The organism is Xanthomonas sp. LF06-19 (assembly GCF_034105425.1).
Classification (GTDB): domain Bacteria; phylum Pseudomonadota; class Gammaproteobacteria; order Xanthomonadales; family Xanthomonadaceae; genus Xanthomonas_A; species Xanthomonas_A sontii.
The window spans coordinates 410330-424061 of sequence record NZ_JAXGGH010000001.1; the positions used below are offsets into that span (position 1 = coordinate 410330).

Below are 13732 nucleotides of genomic sequence, written 5' to 3' on the forward strand. Positions count from 1 at the left end.
ATGGCGCCGGGGGAAAGGAGGGAAACCAGCGCGGGCGAACGGCGCACCGCGCGGCGACCGGCGATCAGGAGGCCCAGGCCTCGCGCGCGCCGGCGAACTCGGCGGGCGTGCCCAGGGCGCGGCCGTCGAGCGACTTGTCGATGCGCTTGACCAACCCGGTCAGCACCTTGCCCGGGCCGCACTCGGCCAGGCGGGTAGCGCCGCCGGCGGCCAGCGCCTGCACGCAGCCGGTCCAGCGCACCGGCAGATACAACTGCTCGACCAACGCCTGGCGGATCGCCTCGACGCCCTCGTGCACCTGCGCATCGGCGTTCTGCACCACCGGCAGCTGCGGCGCCTGCCAGGCCAGCCCGCGCATCGCTTCGGCCAGGCGGTTGGCCGCCTCGCGCATCAGCGGGGTGTGCGACGGCACGCTGACCGCCAGCTTCACCGCCTTGCGCACGCCGCGCTCGGCCAGCAGCGCCAGCGCGCGGTCGACCGCCGCGGCATCGCCGCCGATCACCACCTGCCCCGGCGAGTTGTAGTTGGCCGGCACCACCACCTGGCTGCCGGCGGCCTGCGCGCAGACCTCTTCGACCAGCGCGTCCTCGGCGCCGAGCACGGCGGCCATCGCGCCCACGCCGGCCGGCGCAGCGTCCTGCATCAGTTGCCCGCGCAGCCGCACCAAGTGCGCGCCGTCGTGCAGCGACAGGGCGCCGGCGGCGACCAGCGCGCTGTATTCGCCCAGGCTGTGCCCGGCCAGCTGCGCCGGACGCGCCCCACCCTCGGCCAGCCACAGCCGCCACAGCGCCACGCTGGCGGCCAGCAGCGCCGGCTGGGTGTACTCGGTGCGGTTGAGCATCTCTTCCGGGCCGCCCTGGCTCAGCGCCCACAGGTCCACGCCGGCGCCCTCGGAGGCTTCGGCGAAGCTGTCGCGCAACTGCGGATGCAATTCGGCCAGTTCGGCCAGCATGCCCAGCGATTGCGAACCCTGGCCGGGGAAGACGAAGGCGAGTGTGGAATCGGTCACGCGGTCGGCCCTGCGAAAATCGAGCGGCGATGATACGGGCGAAACCGGCCGGGCGTCTGTACCCGGGCGTATGTGAAATGGCGGCTGGCCCATCGCGTGCCGCTGGTCGCGCCTCGCTCGGCGGCGCCCGGTGTCAGGCCGACAGCACACGTGAAGCGCGGGACGCGCGCCAGCGCAAGGCGTTGCGATCGTGCGCGCGGGCCAGGGTGCTGGCAGCGCGTCACCGCGGAGAGGCGGAACGAGGGGCATGTCCGATGGGCGCGGCTGGACGCCCAGGCGACAACGCAAAAAGCGCGCACCCACAGTCACCCACGCTGGGCGAATCGCGCTTTTCGCGCGCGGCGTGATGTCGCGAAAGGAAGGCAGGCGCGGACGCATCGCGGCACAGGCCGCGCGCGACCACGCACCGCGATGCACGCGCCGGACGCGCTGACGTCATGAGAATTGGGTTCGGCGAGCGCATTGCCGCGCGTCGTGGCGACGACGCACGGCGCCCGGCATCGGATCGCGATCGCGCGCCACGACGCCGCCAACGGCGCCGGGCGCGGAAACAGGCTCAGTAGCGCAGCAGCGCCGAGCCCCAGGTGAAGCCGCCGCCGAAGGCTTCCAGCAGCAGCAACTGGCCGCGCTGCACGCGGCCCGAACGCACCGCCACGTCCAGCGCCATCGGCACCGAGGCGGACGAGGTGTTGCCATGGATGTCCACCGTCACCACCACCTGCTCCATCGGCAGCTCCAGGCGCTTGGCGGTGGCTTCGATGATGCGCAGGTTGGCCTGGTGCGGGATCAGCCAGTCCAGGTCGTGCTTGTCCAGGCCGTTGGCCTCGAGGGTCTCGTCGACCACGGCGTCGAGCGCCTTGACCGCGTACTTGAACACCTCGCTGCCCTTCATCTGGATGCCGCCGGCAGCGGGGTCGCCGGTGCCGTCGCCCAGCCCGGTGGCGATGCCGACCGGATTCCACAGCAGTTCCTTCTTGCTGCCGTCGGCATGCAGATGGGTGCTGAGGATGCCGGTGTCTTCGTCGGCACGCAGGACCACCGCACCGGCGCCGTCGCCGAACAGCACGCAGGTGGTGCGCTCGGTCCAGTCGACGATGCGGCTGAGGGTTTCGGTGCCGATGACCAGCACGGTCTTGGCGTCGCCGCTGCGGATGAACTTGTCGGCCACGCTGAGCGCGTAGACGAAGCCGGAACAGGCGGCGTTGACGTCCAGCGCCGGGCAGCCGACCACGCCGAGGCGGGCCTGGATCAGGCAGGCGGTGGACGGGAAGATCAGATCCGGCGTGGTGGTGCCGACCACGATCATGTCGAGTTCGGCGGCATCGATGCCGGCGGCTTCGATGGCCTTCAGCGCGGCCTCGTAGCCCAGGTCGCCGGCGGTCTGGCCGGGGGCGGCGATGTGCCGCTCGCGGATGCCGGTACGGCTGCGGATCCATTCGTCGCTGGTGTCGACCATGTGCGACAGATCGTCGTTGGTCAACACTTTTTCAGGCAAATAGCTGCCGGTGCCCGCGATCCTGGAATAGATCCGCTTGCTCATGCTGGTTCCTGTTGCCTGTTACGCAGGCCGCCCCGGTGCGGCGCGGCCTGTGAAGATGGGTGACTCCGTCCGCCGCAGCGCGGTGGACGGGCACGGATCAATCTTCTTCGACCTGCGCGGTCTTGGTGGCGATCACCTTCTTGCCACGGTAGTAACCGTCGGCGGTGACGTGGTGGCGCAGGTGAATCTCGCCGCTGGTCGGATCGGTCGACAGCTGCTTGGCGCTGAGGGCGTCGTGCGAACGGCGCTGGCCGCGGCGGGACGGGGTGACACGGGATTTCTGCACAGCCATGGGATTGCTCCAAACTCGGTTCGTTTACATCTGTCGTCATTACGTCGCGCAGGACGCGCGCGTCCGGCAACAACCTCAGGCAGCGGCAGGCGGACCGACCGCTACTGTTTCTTCAGCGCCGCCAACGCCGCGAACGGGTTGACCTTGCTCGTTTCTTCCTCGGTCGCCGGCCAGTCGCGATCGACCGCCTCGCTTCCGGGCGCCACCGGCACCAACGGTACCGCCAGCACCAACTCGTCCTCGACCAGATCGGCCGGCCGCAGCATGCCGTCTTCCGGCACCAGCAAGGCCTCGTGATCCGGCGGCAGCGCGGCTTCTTCTTCCTCGCTGCGGATCAGCCCCAGCCGCTGCACGCTCGACACCGGCAGCAGGAAGCGCTGCAGGCTGCGCTGACAGATCAGCGGCAGCTCGGTTTCGATCTTCAGTTCGACATAGGACACTTGCAGTACAGCGTCGCGGCCGAATTCCAGCGTGTAGCGGCATTCGCCTTCGGTGTCGGCCAGGCTGCCTTGCAGACGGGTCATCGCCGAGAGCGGCAGGCGGTCTTCGAAGACCCTGCGCGCTGCGACCATCCGCCAGGCATCCAACAGTTCGGGCACGTTCGCGGACATAAGCCGCAGAATGTTAAGGACTGCCGGGGCCGCTGTCAAACCGCCCCCGCCCGGTCCCGGGTTTCCTTGCCGGCCCGCGCCGGCCGCCGCAGACTGCCGACCCCGGCCCGCCGCCGCCCTGCCCACCGCCGATGCCGCCGCTGATCCTGGCTTCCACTTCTGCCTACCGCCGCGAACTGCTGCAGCGGCTGCGCCTGCCCTTCGACTGCGCCCGCCCGCAGGTCGACGAGACCCCGCTGCCCGGCGAAGCGCCGCTGGCGCTGGCGCAACGACTGGCCGCGGCCAAGGCGGCGGCGGTCGCGGCCACTGCCGGGGAGGCCTGGGTGATCGGCTCGGACCAGGTCGCCGAGCTGGAGGGCCAGCCGCTGGGCAAGCCCGGCGAGGTGGCCGCGGCGCACGCGCAACTGGCGGCCATGTCCGGGCGCAGCGTGCGCTTCCACACGGCGGTGTGCCTGCAGCGCGGCGCGCGCACCCTGCACGCCTGCGATCTCACCGAAGTACAGTTCCGCGACCTGCAGGCCGATGCCATCGCCCGCTACGTCGCCGCCGAACAGCCGCTGGACTGCGCCGGCAGCTTCAAGTGCGAAGGCCTGGGCATCAGCCTGTTCCGCGCGATCCAGACCCAGGATCCGACTGCGCTGATCGGCCTGCCGTTGATCGCGCTGTCCGAGTTGCTGCGCGAGGCCGGCTTCGTGCTGCCCTAACTCACTGCAGCCGGCACCACTGGTACGGGAAGCGCGCCTGCCCGACCCAGGATTGGTAGATCTGACAGGACCCCGGCTGCAGCGCCAGGCCGTAGCGCACCAGTTGCTGCGCCGCCAGCGCCTGGGTCTGGCGATCCGCGGCGGCGACATCCACGGCCCGTTCCGGCAGCAGCACCCAGCGGCAGCGACCGGCATCCACCTCCACGCCCGCGCGCACCGGGCGATGCGCCAGCCGCCGCATCAGCGCGCAGTCGGGACCGCGATCCAGACCCAGGCGCGCGGCCACCGCATTGAGCCGCTGCAGGCGCTCGACATTGCGATCCACTTCCGCCGGCAACATCGCGTAGCCCTGCCCGCGCGCCGCCAGCATCTCGCGCACCCGCGCGGCGTAGGCCGGCGTTTCCGGGAAATTGGAGGCGACCGACGCGTAGGCTGCCTGCGCGGGCAGGAACGGAATGCGCCAGGACTCCGGCGCATCGCCGACCAGCAGCACCAGGCTGCGCTCGGGTTGCGGCATCGGCGGCGCCTGCACCCGGAACGCCTCGCGCGCCCAGCGCTCGTGCCCCCACTCGCCCCAGCCGTACAGCGCAAAGGCCGCACAAGCGATCAGGGTCCAGCGCGCCGCCGGGGCGGCGATGCGCGCCGGCAGCAGCCGCCGCAACCCCACCCACAGCAGCAGCGGCGCCAGCAGTTCCGGCACCACCAGATAGCGCTGGATGCTGAAGGCCGCCTGCCAGGCGAGGAAGGCGACCACCACGAACACCAGCACCGCACGCCACGCCGGCGCGACCACCTCCGCCGGCGCGGAGGCACGCGGACGCCGCAGCACCCAGCGCAGCAGCGCCACCAGGCCCAGCAGATACAGCAGCGGCCATACCAGTTGCCGCAGGCGCACCTCGCTGACCCGGTTCGGCGCCAGCGAGAACTGCAGCGGCCAGGTCAGCCACTCCCACAGCGTCTTCGGCAACCAGCGCGTGTCGCTGACCGCCACCGGCGGCGCCAGCGGCGCCAGGAAGTGGCTGTTGAACTGTGGGAACAGCGGATTGCCGAAGGTCTGCCACACCCGCAGCAGCCACGGCCCGGCCAGCAGCGCGAAGCTGAGCAGTGTCACCGCGGTCAGTACCGCGGCGCCGCCGATCCGTTGCCGCGGGCGACCGCCGGCGACCAGTGCGGCCACGCCCAGGGCCAGCGCGAACAGGGCGTTGGTCAGCTTGCAGGCCATCGCCAGCCCGAGCAGGGCGCCGGCCAGCGCCCACCAGCCCAGCGCCACGCCCTGCCCCGCGGCCTGCTGGCGGCGTTGCGCGTGCAGCGCGGCGAGCAGCGCGCCCAACACCGGCAGCGCGCTGGTGTTGTCGCCCATGGTGCCGGCGAACTCGGACAGGAACGCGGCGCTGCACAGCCCGGCCAGCGCCAGCCACGGCACCAGCCGCGCACGGTCCAGCCGCGGGTCCAGCACCTGCCAGACGATGCCGGCCAGCAGCAGGAACGCCAGTGCGTGCAGCACGCCCATCGCGAACCCGGCCAGCGGCGCAGGCAGGCCGACGAACAGCGCGTAATGCAGCACGTCCAGCAGCGGATTGAAGTAGCTCTGCATCTGCGCCGGCGCCAGATCGATGCCGAGGCGGCCGTGCAATGCGGCGTAGCCGTTGTACAGGTGGTAGTTGCGCAGATCCCAGTTGGCGTCCTGGCCCAGCCATAGCGACAGCAGTCCGCCCAGCAGCGCGACCGCCACGCCCGCCGCGATCACGTTGCCGCGGCTGTGGAAGGCGAAGCGGCGGTCCAGTGCGGCCAGCAGGCGCTGGCGGCGGGTCGGACGCGGCAGTGCCGCCGCAGCAACGGTCGTGCTCATGCGGCGTCGCTCCGCTGCGCGCCCTGCGCATCCACCGGCCAGGCCGGGATCGCCAGGTAAGCCAGGCGCTTGGCCTCGATGCGGCCGCGCGTGACCGTGTCCAGGATCAGCCCGCAGGCCAGCAGCAGCACACCCAGCAACACCAACGCCGAACACAGGATCGCGGTGGGAAACCGCGGCACCAGGCCGGTCTGCGCATAGGTCAGCAACAGCGGCACCGCCAGCGCCAGCGCCAGCAGCACGCAGGCGCCGAAGCCGAGCGAGAAGAACAGCAAGGGCCGCTCGGCCTTGAACAGGCGCAGGATGGTCAACAGGATGCGGGTGCCGTCGTGCCAGGTGCGCAGCTTGCTCTGCGATCCTTCCGGACGCGCGCCGTAGGCAGTGTCGACTTCCGCCACCGGCATGCGCAGTTGCAGCGCGTGCACCGCCAGTTCGGTCTCGGTCTCGAAGCCGGCGGCATGCGCGGGAAACGACTTCACGTAGCGCCGCGAGAACACCCGGTAGCCGGACAGCATGTCGTCGAAGCTGCGCCCGAACAGGAAGCCCACGCAGCGGGTCAGCAGCACGTTGCCGGTGCGATGGCCGGCGCGGTACGCCGCCGCTTCGTCGCTGCGGCGCGCGCCGACCACCATGTCCAGTCCGTCGCGCAGCAGCCGCTCGACCAGCGCCGGCGCCATCGCCGCGTCGTAGGTCGCGTCGCCGTCGACCAGCACGTAGACGTCGGCCTCGATGTCGGCGAACAGGCGCCGCACCACGTTGCCCTTGCCCTGCAGCGCGACCTCGCGCACCACCGCGCCGGCCGCCCGCGCCCGGGCGATGGTGGCGTCGCTGGAATTGTTGTCGAACACGTGGACCTGCGCGCCGGGCAGATGCGTGGCGAAATCGGCCACCACCCGGCCGATGGTGGCCGCTTCGTTGTGGCACGGCACCAGCACCGCGATCCGCGGCACGGCCGCGGGGCGATCGGAGGGGAAACTGGACATGGGCGGCGTGCGGTCCTGCGCGGCAGCGTGGAAAGGCGCGCCATCCTAGCTCAGTGCGGGCGCAGCACGATCGGTTGTTCCCACCAGTCCTCGACGCTGCCGTCGCGGCCGTGCAGGCGCAGGCCCAGCCAGTGCGTGCCCGGTGCCAGGCCACTGGCATCGACGGTGGCACGGAAGCCGATGTTCGGATGATTGGGATCCGTGGAGATCTTCCAGAACCTGGTGACGTCGTAGCCGTCGCCGTAGTGCGCCTGCGCCGCGACCTTGCCATCGAGCAGCACCTCGACCCGGTCGATCCCCACGCCGTCCTTGAACGCCCAGCCGGACACGTCGAAGCGGCGGCCGACGCTGGCGTCCACGTCGGGGGTGTTGAACCAGGCCATCGCCGGCGTGGTGCAGGGGCCGGTCGCACGCTGCGCCGGCAGCGCGAACAGCAGGAAACGCTGGCTGCCGTGGTCGCTGGACACCACCCGCGGCGGCGGCAGCGGACCGACCAGGTCGCAGACCGCGTGGTAGCGCTGCAGCAGCAGCCGGTACTTCATGTCGCTGGGCGAGAGCACCAGCAGCCGTGGACCGTCGCGGTGGCCGTCGCTGAGCAGACCCCACTGCTGCAGTTGTGCGCTGCGCCCGTGCTTGTCGTTCAACGGATGCGGCAGCACCTGGATGTTGGGATCGCGCAGTTCGAAGCCGAGTTCGGCGCCGACCTTGAAGTTGTCCGCCAGCACCTGGGTGCCGGGCGGCATGCTCGCCAGTTCGCGACGCACCGCGTCGGCCAGCGGCCGCCAGCCGGCGAAGTTGCGCGGGTAGTACTTGTCGCCGGCGGTGTGCGCGCGCACCGCCGGCACCGACACCGCCAGGTAGTAGCCGAACGCACCGACCAGGCCCAGCCCGGCCAGCAACCAGGTGGCGCGGCGCAGCGGCTTGCTCCAGCCGTTGAGGATCACCGGCGTGGCGATCAGCAGCGCCAGATAACCCGGCAGCGGCCAGTGGAAGCTGACCCGCTCGGCGTCGGTGAAGAACCCGAGCAGGAAGATGCCCAGCGTGGACACCCCGCCGAGCAGGCCGAAATACCGCCACTGCACGCGCGTGCCGCTGCTGCCGCCGCGCGTGGCCATCAGCGCCACCTTGGTCATCGCCACCGCCAGCAGCGGCGTGACCAGTAGCAACTGGATCAGCAGGAAGGCGATGCCGGCGGGCTGGAAACTCCAGGGATGGCGGTCGACCAGCTGGAACTTGAGACCGGCCTCGCCGTTGTCCGCGTTCCAGGCCAGCAGCGGCAGCCAGGCGACCATGCCCAACGCCAGCGCGACCCATACCTGCGGATCGCGCAGCATGCGCCGGCCCTGCGGGATCAGCAGCAACGCGATCGCGCCGACGCCGATCACGCCGACGAAGCGGTAATGGCTCAGCGCGCCGATGACCAGGCCCAGCGCCAGCTCCACCGCGCTCAGCGCCTCGGTCTGGCGCAGCAGCCGCGCGCTGGCGTCGATGCACAGGATCGTCGCCAGCGCCATCGGCACGTCCGGCAGCGCCAGGATGCCCAGGGTGCCGGACAGCGGCATCAGCAAGGCCAGGCTGCCGGCGCGCCAGCCCGCCACTGCGCCGAACCAGCGCGTGGCGATGCGTGCGATCAGCCACGGCACGGCCGCACCCAGCAGCAGGAACGGCGCGCGCAACGCCAGCAGGTGGTCGCCGCCGAGCGCCACGCCCAACCGCGCCAGCCACGCGGTCAGCCCGGGCAGGTCCGAGTAGGCCAGCGCCAGATGCTGGCCTTCCTGCCAATAGAATGCCTCGTCCACGAACAACGGCAGGCGCGCGGCGACCAGCAGTTTGGCGGCGGTGACGAGCGTCCACAGCACGATGAAGACGCTGCGTGCACGTTGTTCCCCTTGCATTGCCCGTACACTCCCTGAAACCGTTGCGAGACTGCGATGCCTACTCCGCTCCGCTTGCCGGAAATGCTAACCGATACGTTGCGCGAGGCGCTCACGCGCGCCCAGCAGCAGGTCAACGCGCTGGTCCTGGGCAAGCCGCAACAGGTGCGCATGGCGTTTGTCGCCCTGCTGTCCGGCGGACATCTGCTGATCGAGGACCTGCCCGGCCTGGGCAAGACCACGCTGGCGCATGCGCTGGCGGCGAGCCTGGGGCTTGGCTTCCAGCGCGTGCAGTTCACCTCCGATCTGTTGCCGGCCGATGTGCTCGGTGTGTCGGTGTACGACGCGCAGTCGCGCCAGTTCCAGTTCCATCCGGGCCCGGTGTTCACCCACGTGCTGCTCGCCGACGAGATCAATCGCGCGCCGCCGCGCACGCAGAGTGCGCTGCTGGAGGCGATGGCCGAACAGCAGGTCACCCTCGACGGCACCACCCATCCGCTGCCGTCGCCGTTCTTCGTGATCGCCACGCAGAACCCGGTGGACCTGTCGGGCACGTTCCCGCTGCCCGACTCGCAACTGGACCGCTTCTTGCTGCGCTTGGCGCTGGGCTATCCCAACGCCGAGGCCGAACGCGCGCTGCTCAGCGGCAGCGACCGCCGCGACCTCATCGCACAGGCGCAGCCACTGCTCGGCGAGGCCGACATGGCCACGCTGCGCCAGGGCGTGGAGCAGATCCACGCCAGCGAGGCGCTGGTTGCCTATGTGCAGGCACTGCTGGCGCGCAGCCGCCAGCACCCGGGCGTGCGCGTGGGCCTGTCGCCGCGCGCCGGCATCGCCCTGCTGCGCGCGGCCAAGGCGCATGCGCTGCTGCTCGGCCGCGGCCATGTGCTGCCCGAGGACGTGCAGGCGCTGTTCGTGGCCGTCGCCGAGCATCGCCTGGTGGCCGAACAGGAATCGGCCTCCGGCCAGGCCCTGGCCAAGGCGATCCTGCACAGCGTCGCGGTGGACTGACGCCGATGCCGAGCGGGCGGCGCGACTGGCGGCAGCGACTGGCGCAGTTGGCCGCGCCGCGCGCGCCGGAAGCGCTGCCGGTGCATCTGGACCGGCGCCGCATCTACATCCTGCCGACGCCGTTCGGCGGCTTCCTGGCGCTGCTGCTGGCGGCGATGCTGCTCGGCGCGCTGAACTACAACAACAACCCCGCGCTGCTGCTGGCGATGCTGCTTGGCGCGGCGGCGATGGCCAGCGCCATCGTCGCCCATCTGCAGTTGTCCGGACTGCGCCTGGAGGCGCTGTCGGCCGAGCCGGTCGCGGCCGGGCAACCGCTGCGCCTGCGGCTGGCATTGGCCACCGCCGACGGCCGCCGCCGCCGCGGCCTGCGCGTGCGCCACGGTGCCGCCCACACCTACCTGGACCTGCACCGCGACGATCGCAACGAGGCCGACCTGGAGGTGCCCACCGAGCGTCGCGGCTGGCTGGACCTGCAACGCATCCAGGTCTCCACCACCCAGCCGCTGGGCCTGCTGCGCGCCTGGGCCTGGTTCTGGCCGGATGCCCCGCTGCTGGTCTATCCGCAACCGGAAGCCGACGGCCCGCCGCTGCCTGCAGGCGCCGGCACCCCAACCCAGACCCGCCTGCACGCGCTCGGCGAGGAACTGCATCAGTTACGTCCCTACCGCGCCGGCGATGCGCCGCGGGCGATCGCGTGGAAACACTCGGCGCGCCGCGACACCCTGCTGGTGCGCGAGTACGAACGCCCGATCGGCGTGGACGTGGTACTGGACTGGCGCACGCTGCCGGCCTTGCCGCACGAACGCCGCATCGCGCGGCTGGCGCGCTGGGTCGAGGAAGCCGAACGCGACGGCCGCCGCTACCGCCTGCTGCTGCCTGGGCAACCGGCGCTGGGGCCGGGCCGCGGCCCGCAGCACCGGCATCTGTGCCTGCGCGCGCTGGCGCTGCTGCCGCATGACTGAGCCACACTCGCCCGCACTGCACGCCGCCAGCCGCGCCTGGGCGCTGGGCGCGGCGCTGCTGGCCTTGCTGCCGCTGCTGCTGCAATTACCCGGCACCCTGGCCTGGCTGATCGCGCTGTCCGCCCTGCTGATCGGCGCCAGTTCGGCGTGGCGGCCGCTGCCGGCGCTGCTGCGCTTGGTCCTGGTCGCCGTCATGCTCGCGGCGCTGTACTGGCAGGTCGGCCTGCGCTTCGGCCGCGACACCGGCTGCGCACTGCTGGCGGCGATGCTGGCGATCAAGCCCTCGGAACTGAAGAGCCTGCGCGATGCGCGCAGCCTGCTCGGCTTCGCCCTGTTCGCGCCGTTCGCCGCCTTCCTGCTCGACCAGGGGCCGGTGACGATGGCGCTGGGGCTGGCCGCGGTGATCGCGGCCCTGCTGTGCATGCAGCGCCTGGCCGACCAGGAAGGCCACAGCGCGCGGCGCCCGTTGCGTGGGCAACTGCGCGGCGTCGGCCGCCTGCTGGCGCTGGGCCTGCCGCTGGCGCTGGCCGCGTTCTGGCTGTTCCCGCGCCTGGGCTCGCCGTTGTGGGGCGTACCGGAACGTGCGCTGGGCCGTCCCGGCCTGTCGGACACGATGAGCCCCGGGGAATGGTTGGACCTGTTGGCCGACGACACCCCGGCGTTGCGCGTGCAGTTCTTCGGCCCGGTGCCGGCGCCGGCGCAGCGCTACTGGCGCGGCCCGGTGCTGTGGGATTTCGACGGTCGCACCTGGCGTGCGCAGCGCGAGAACGCCTTCGCGCCGGCACCCACGATCCAGCTCGCACCCGGCGGCTGGGACTACCAGCTCGAGGTGGAACCGACCGACCGCCGGCAACTGGTCGCCCTGGACCTGCCGCGGCAGGCACCGGCCGGCACCCGGCTGACGGCCGACGCCGTGCTGCAGACCGAGCGCCCGCTCAGCGCGCTGACCCGCTGGCGGCTGCGGTCGGCGCTACCGCAGCGGGTCGAGCCCGATCTCGCGCCGGCGCAACGGCAGCGCGCGCTGGCGTTACCGCCCGGCTACAACCCGCGCACCCTGGCGCTGGCCCGGCAGTGGCGGCAGCAGGCCGGCGCCGACGATGCGGCGATCGTCGCCCGCGCCCTGCAATGGATCCGCCGCGACTTCGCCTACACCCTGGAGACGCCGCTGCCCGGCCGCGACGGCGTGGACGAGTTCCTGTTCCAGCAGAAGGCCGGGTTCTGCCAGCACTTCAGTTCGGCGTTCGTGGTGCTGATGCGCGGCGCCGGCATTCCTGCACGTGTGGTCACCGGTTATGCCGGCGGCACCCGCAATGCGTTCGGCGACTACTGGGTGGTGCGGCGCATGGACGCGCACGCCTGGGCCGAGGTGTGGCTGCCGCAACGCGGCTGGGTGCGGGTGGACCCGACCGCGGCGGTGGCGCCGGAACGCATCTACGACACCCTGGAGGACCGCCTGGGCAGCGATGCCGGCGCGCAGGGCGGCGGCGCCGACTGGCGCTGGCGCGACCTCGCCGACTGGGCACGGCGCGGCTGGAACGACCTGGTGCTGTCCTTCGATGCCAACCGCCAGCAGCGTCTGCTCAGCCAGTTCGGCATCGCCCGCCTGGAACCCGGGCAACTGGTGGCGCTGTTCGCCGGGTTCGCGGTGCTGCTGCTGGGTGCGATGGCCTGGTGGCTGGCCCGCGGCGAGCGCGAACGCGATCCGCTGCTGCGCGCCTGGCGGGCGCTGGGCCGGCGCTACGCCCGGCGCGGGCTGGGCCGCGACCCGCACGAACCGGCCCTGGCGTGGGCGGCGCGCGTACAGCGGGAAACCGGCGATGCGAGCCTGATTCCGCTCAGCCGGCGTTTCGCCGATGCGCGCTACGCTGGCGCTGATTCGGACAGCGCTTCATTGTTGCGCGACCTGCGCAGGCACCGTCCGCCCACTGGAGCATCCCGATGAAGATTCGCCTGCTGTTCCCCGTGATCGCTGCGTTGGCGCTCGGCGCCTGCGCCACCGCCCCCAAGCCGCTGCAGGGCCAGTTCGCGCCTGTCAGTCCGCGCGACTCGGTCGCCGGCCAGCAGGCCGGCGCGCCGGTGCGCTGGGGCGGCAAGATCATCAAGACCACGCCCGGCCAGGGCCAGACCTGCTTCCAGATGCTGTCGCGTCCGCTCAATGCCAGCGGCCGCCCGGACAGCGATGCCGCCGACGCCAGCGATGGCCGCTTCATCGCCTGCCGCGCCGGCTTCTACGACCCGGCGGTGTTCGAGCCCGGCCGCGAGGTGACCTTCATCGGCCACGTGTCCGGCTACGACAACACCCGCATCGGCGAGTACGACTACCGCCTGCCGAAGATGGACGCGGACGTGGTGTACCTGTGGCCGGTGGTGCGCCAGGTCGAAGTGGTGCCCGCCTATCCGTACGGCCCCTGGGGCGGCCCGTGGGGCCCGTGGGGTCCGCGCTGGGGCTGGTGGTAAGCCCTGCGTTTCTGCCGCAACGAAAAACGCCGCTGATCCCAGCGGCGTTTTTTTATACCTGCCGGTTGGCGCCGGCCGCGCGACTCAGGGCGTGCCGAAGTGTCCCAGCGGCGCGCCGGCGAGCAGATGCAGGTGCAGATGGAACACGGTCTGCCCGGCGTGCTCGCGGCAGTTGATCACCACCCGGTAGCCGTCCTGGGCCAGGCCCTGCTCGCGCGCATAGCTGGCCGCGGCCAGCACCAGCCGGCCGACCAGGGTCGCCTGCTCCGGCGCCAGGTCGTCCAGGGTCGGAATCTCCACCTGCTTGGGAATGAAGAGCACATGCACCGGCGCCTGCGGCGCGATGTCCTTGAAGCCGAGCACGGCGTCGTCCTCGTAGACGATGCTGGCCGGAATTTCGCGACGGATGATCTTGCCGAAGATGGTGTCCATGGAGCGCG

13 protein-coding genes are annotated in these 13732 nt (G+C 71.7%); 5 read left to right on the plus strand and 8 right to left on the minus strand.

The features are described 5' to 3' along the window. Positions 1-64: 64 nt before the first annotated feature. The 4 genes from fabD to SLW55_RS01775 all read right to left on the minus strand — a co-directional run bounded on the left by fabD (position 65) and on the right by SLW55_RS01775 (position 3452). A complete protein-coding gene (gene fabD, locus SLW55_RS01760) occupies positions 65-1009 on the minus strand; it encodes an ACP S-malonyltransferase (protein ID WP_043092930.1) in 945 nt (314 codons plus the stop codon). A gap of 556 nt (positions 1010-1565) precedes the next feature. Then, positions 1566-2549 carry a beta-ketoacyl-ACP synthase III gene (locus tag SLW55_RS01765; RefSeq protein ID WP_010342478.1) on the minus strand — a complete coding sequence of 328 codons (984 nt, stop codon included), beginning with the start codon at positions 2547-2549 and terminating at the stop codon, positions 1566-1568. Positions 2550-2646: 97 nt separating this feature from the next. Beyond that, positions 2647-2841: a 50S ribosomal protein L32 gene (gene rpmF / locus SLW55_RS01770; RefSeq protein WP_010342479.1), complete on the minus strand. Its 195-nt coding sequence runs from the start codon at positions 2839-2841 to the stop codon at positions 2647-2649. Between the two features lie 101 nt (positions 2842-2942). Then, entirely contained in the window at positions 2943-3452 is a 510-nt protein-coding gene (locus tag SLW55_RS01775) for a YceD family protein (RefSeq protein WP_010342480.1), read from the minus strand. A 131-nt stretch (positions 3453-3583) separates the two neighbouring features. On the opposite strand from SLW55_RS01775, the gene SLW55_RS01780 reads away from it, so the two are divergent. Beyond that, positions 3584-4156, plus strand: coding sequence for a Maf family nucleotide pyrophosphatase (locus tag SLW55_RS01780; protein WP_320744422.1), 573 nt, complete (start codon positions 3584-3586; stop codon positions 4154-4156). Position 4157: 1 nt separating this feature from the next. On the opposite strand, the gene SLW55_RS01785 is transcribed toward SLW55_RS01780, so the two are convergent. From SLW55_RS01785 to SLW55_RS01795, 3 genes are read right to left on the minus strand one after another with little or no spacing between them, the layout of a single operon-like run. Then, complete coding sequence (locus SLW55_RS01785) at positions 4158-6005, minus strand: glycosyltransferase 87 family protein (RefSeq protein ID WP_320744424.1); 1848 nt, start codon at positions 6003-6005, stop codon at positions 4158-4160. Continuing rightward, a complete protein-coding gene (locus SLW55_RS01790) occupies positions 6002-6988 on the minus strand; it encodes a glycosyltransferase family 2 protein (protein ID WP_320744425.1) in 987 nt (328 codons plus the stop codon). Before SLW55_RS01790 ends, SLW55_RS01785 begins: the two co-directional genes overlap by 4 nt. A gap of 50 nt (positions 6989-7038) precedes the next feature. Further along, complete coding sequence (locus tag SLW55_RS01795) at positions 7039-8883, minus strand: glycosyltransferase family 39 protein (RefSeq protein WP_320744427.1); 1845 nt, start codon at positions 8881-8883, stop codon at positions 7039-7041. A gap of 36 nt (positions 8884-8919) precedes the next feature. On the opposite strand from SLW55_RS01795, the gene SLW55_RS01800 reads away from it, so the two are divergent. The 4 genes from SLW55_RS01800 to SLW55_RS01815 are packed head-to-tail and all read left to right on the plus strand — an operon-like array spanning position 8920 to position 13292. After that, positions 8920-9873 carry a MoxR family ATPase gene (locus SLW55_RS01800; RefSeq protein ID WP_150410543.1) on the plus strand — a complete coding sequence of 318 codons (954 nt, stop codon included), beginning with the start codon at positions 8920-8922 and terminating at the stop codon, positions 9871-9873. A 5-nt stretch (positions 9874-9878) separates the two neighbouring features. Then, positions 9879-10835 (plus strand): DUF58 domain-containing protein, encoded by a 957-nt coding sequence (locus tag SLW55_RS01805; RefSeq protein WP_267100648.1) that lies wholly within the window; start codon positions 9879-9881, stop codon positions 10833-10835. Further along, entirely contained in the window at positions 10828-12777 is a 1950-nt protein-coding gene (locus SLW55_RS01810) for a DUF3488 and transglutaminase-like domain-containing protein (protein WP_320744429.1), read from the plus strand. The genes SLW55_RS01805 and SLW55_RS01810 overlap by 8 nt, the downstream gene beginning before the upstream one ends. Then, positions 12774-13292: a Slp family lipoprotein gene (locus tag SLW55_RS01815; protein ID WP_017914772.1), complete on the plus strand. Its 519-nt coding sequence runs from the start codon at positions 12774-12776 to the stop codon at positions 13290-13292. Before SLW55_RS01810 ends, SLW55_RS01815 begins: the two co-directional genes overlap by 4 nt. A gap of 84 nt (positions 13293-13376) precedes the next feature. Here SLW55_RS01815 and SLW55_RS01820 read toward each other — a convergent pair whose 3' ends face one another. Then, complete coding sequence (locus tag SLW55_RS01820; RefSeq protein ID WP_267124775.1) at positions 13377-13724, minus strand: histidine triad nucleotide-binding protein; 348 nt, start codon at positions 13722-13724, stop codon at positions 13377-13379. Between the last annotated feature and the right edge of the window lie 8 nt (positions 13725-13732).

Bases quoted from the DNA above. Each gene is read 5' to 3' on its own strand.
- SLW55_RS01815 (WP_017914772.1), top strand. From the start codon at position 12,774: ATGAAGATTCGCCTGCTGTTCCCCGTGATCGCTGCGTTGGCGCTCGGC.
- SLW55_RS01780 (WP_320744422.1), top strand. From the start codon at position 3,584: ATGCCGCCGCTGATCCTGGCTTCCACTTCTGCCTACCGCCGCGAACTG.
- SLW55_RS01765 (WP_010342478.1), bottom strand. From the start codon at position 2,549: ATGAGCAAGCGGATCTATTCCAGGATCGCGGGCACCGGCAGCTATTTG.
- SLW55_RS01805 (WP_267100648.1), top strand. From the start codon at position 9,879: ATGCCGAGCGGGCGGCGCGACTGGCGGCAGCGACTGGCGCAGTTGGCC.
- SLW55_RS01790 (WP_320744425.1), bottom strand. From the start codon at position 6,988: ATGTCCAGTTTCCCCTCCGATCGCCCCGCGGCCGTGCCGCGGATCGCG.
- SLW55_RS01795 (WP_320744427.1), bottom strand. From the start codon at position 8,883: ATGCAAGGGGAACAACGTGCACGCAGCGTCTTCATCGTGCTGTGGACG.
- rpmF (WP_010342479.1), bottom strand. From the start codon at position 2,841: ATGGCTGTGCAGAAATCCCGTGTCACCCCGTCCCGCCGCGGCCAGCGC.
- SLW55_RS01800 (WP_150410543.1), top strand. From the start codon at position 8,920: ATGCCTACTCCGCTCCGCTTGCCGGAAATGCTAACCGATACGTTGCGC.
- SLW55_RS01820 (WP_267124775.1), bottom strand. From the start codon at position 13,724: ATGGACACCATCTTCGGCAAGATCATCCGTCGCGAAATTCCGGCCAGC.
- SLW55_RS01775 (WP_010342480.1), bottom strand. From the start codon at position 3,452: ATGTCCGCGAACGTGCCCGAACTGTTGGATGCCTGGCGGATGGTCGCA.
- SLW55_RS01810 (WP_320744429.1), top strand. From the start codon at position 10,828: ATGACTGAGCCACACTCGCCCGCACTGCACGCCGCCAGCCGCGCCTGG.
- SLW55_RS01785 (WP_320744424.1), bottom strand. From the start codon at position 6,005: ATGAGCACGACCGTTGCTGCGGCGGCACTGCCGCGTCCGACCCGCCGC.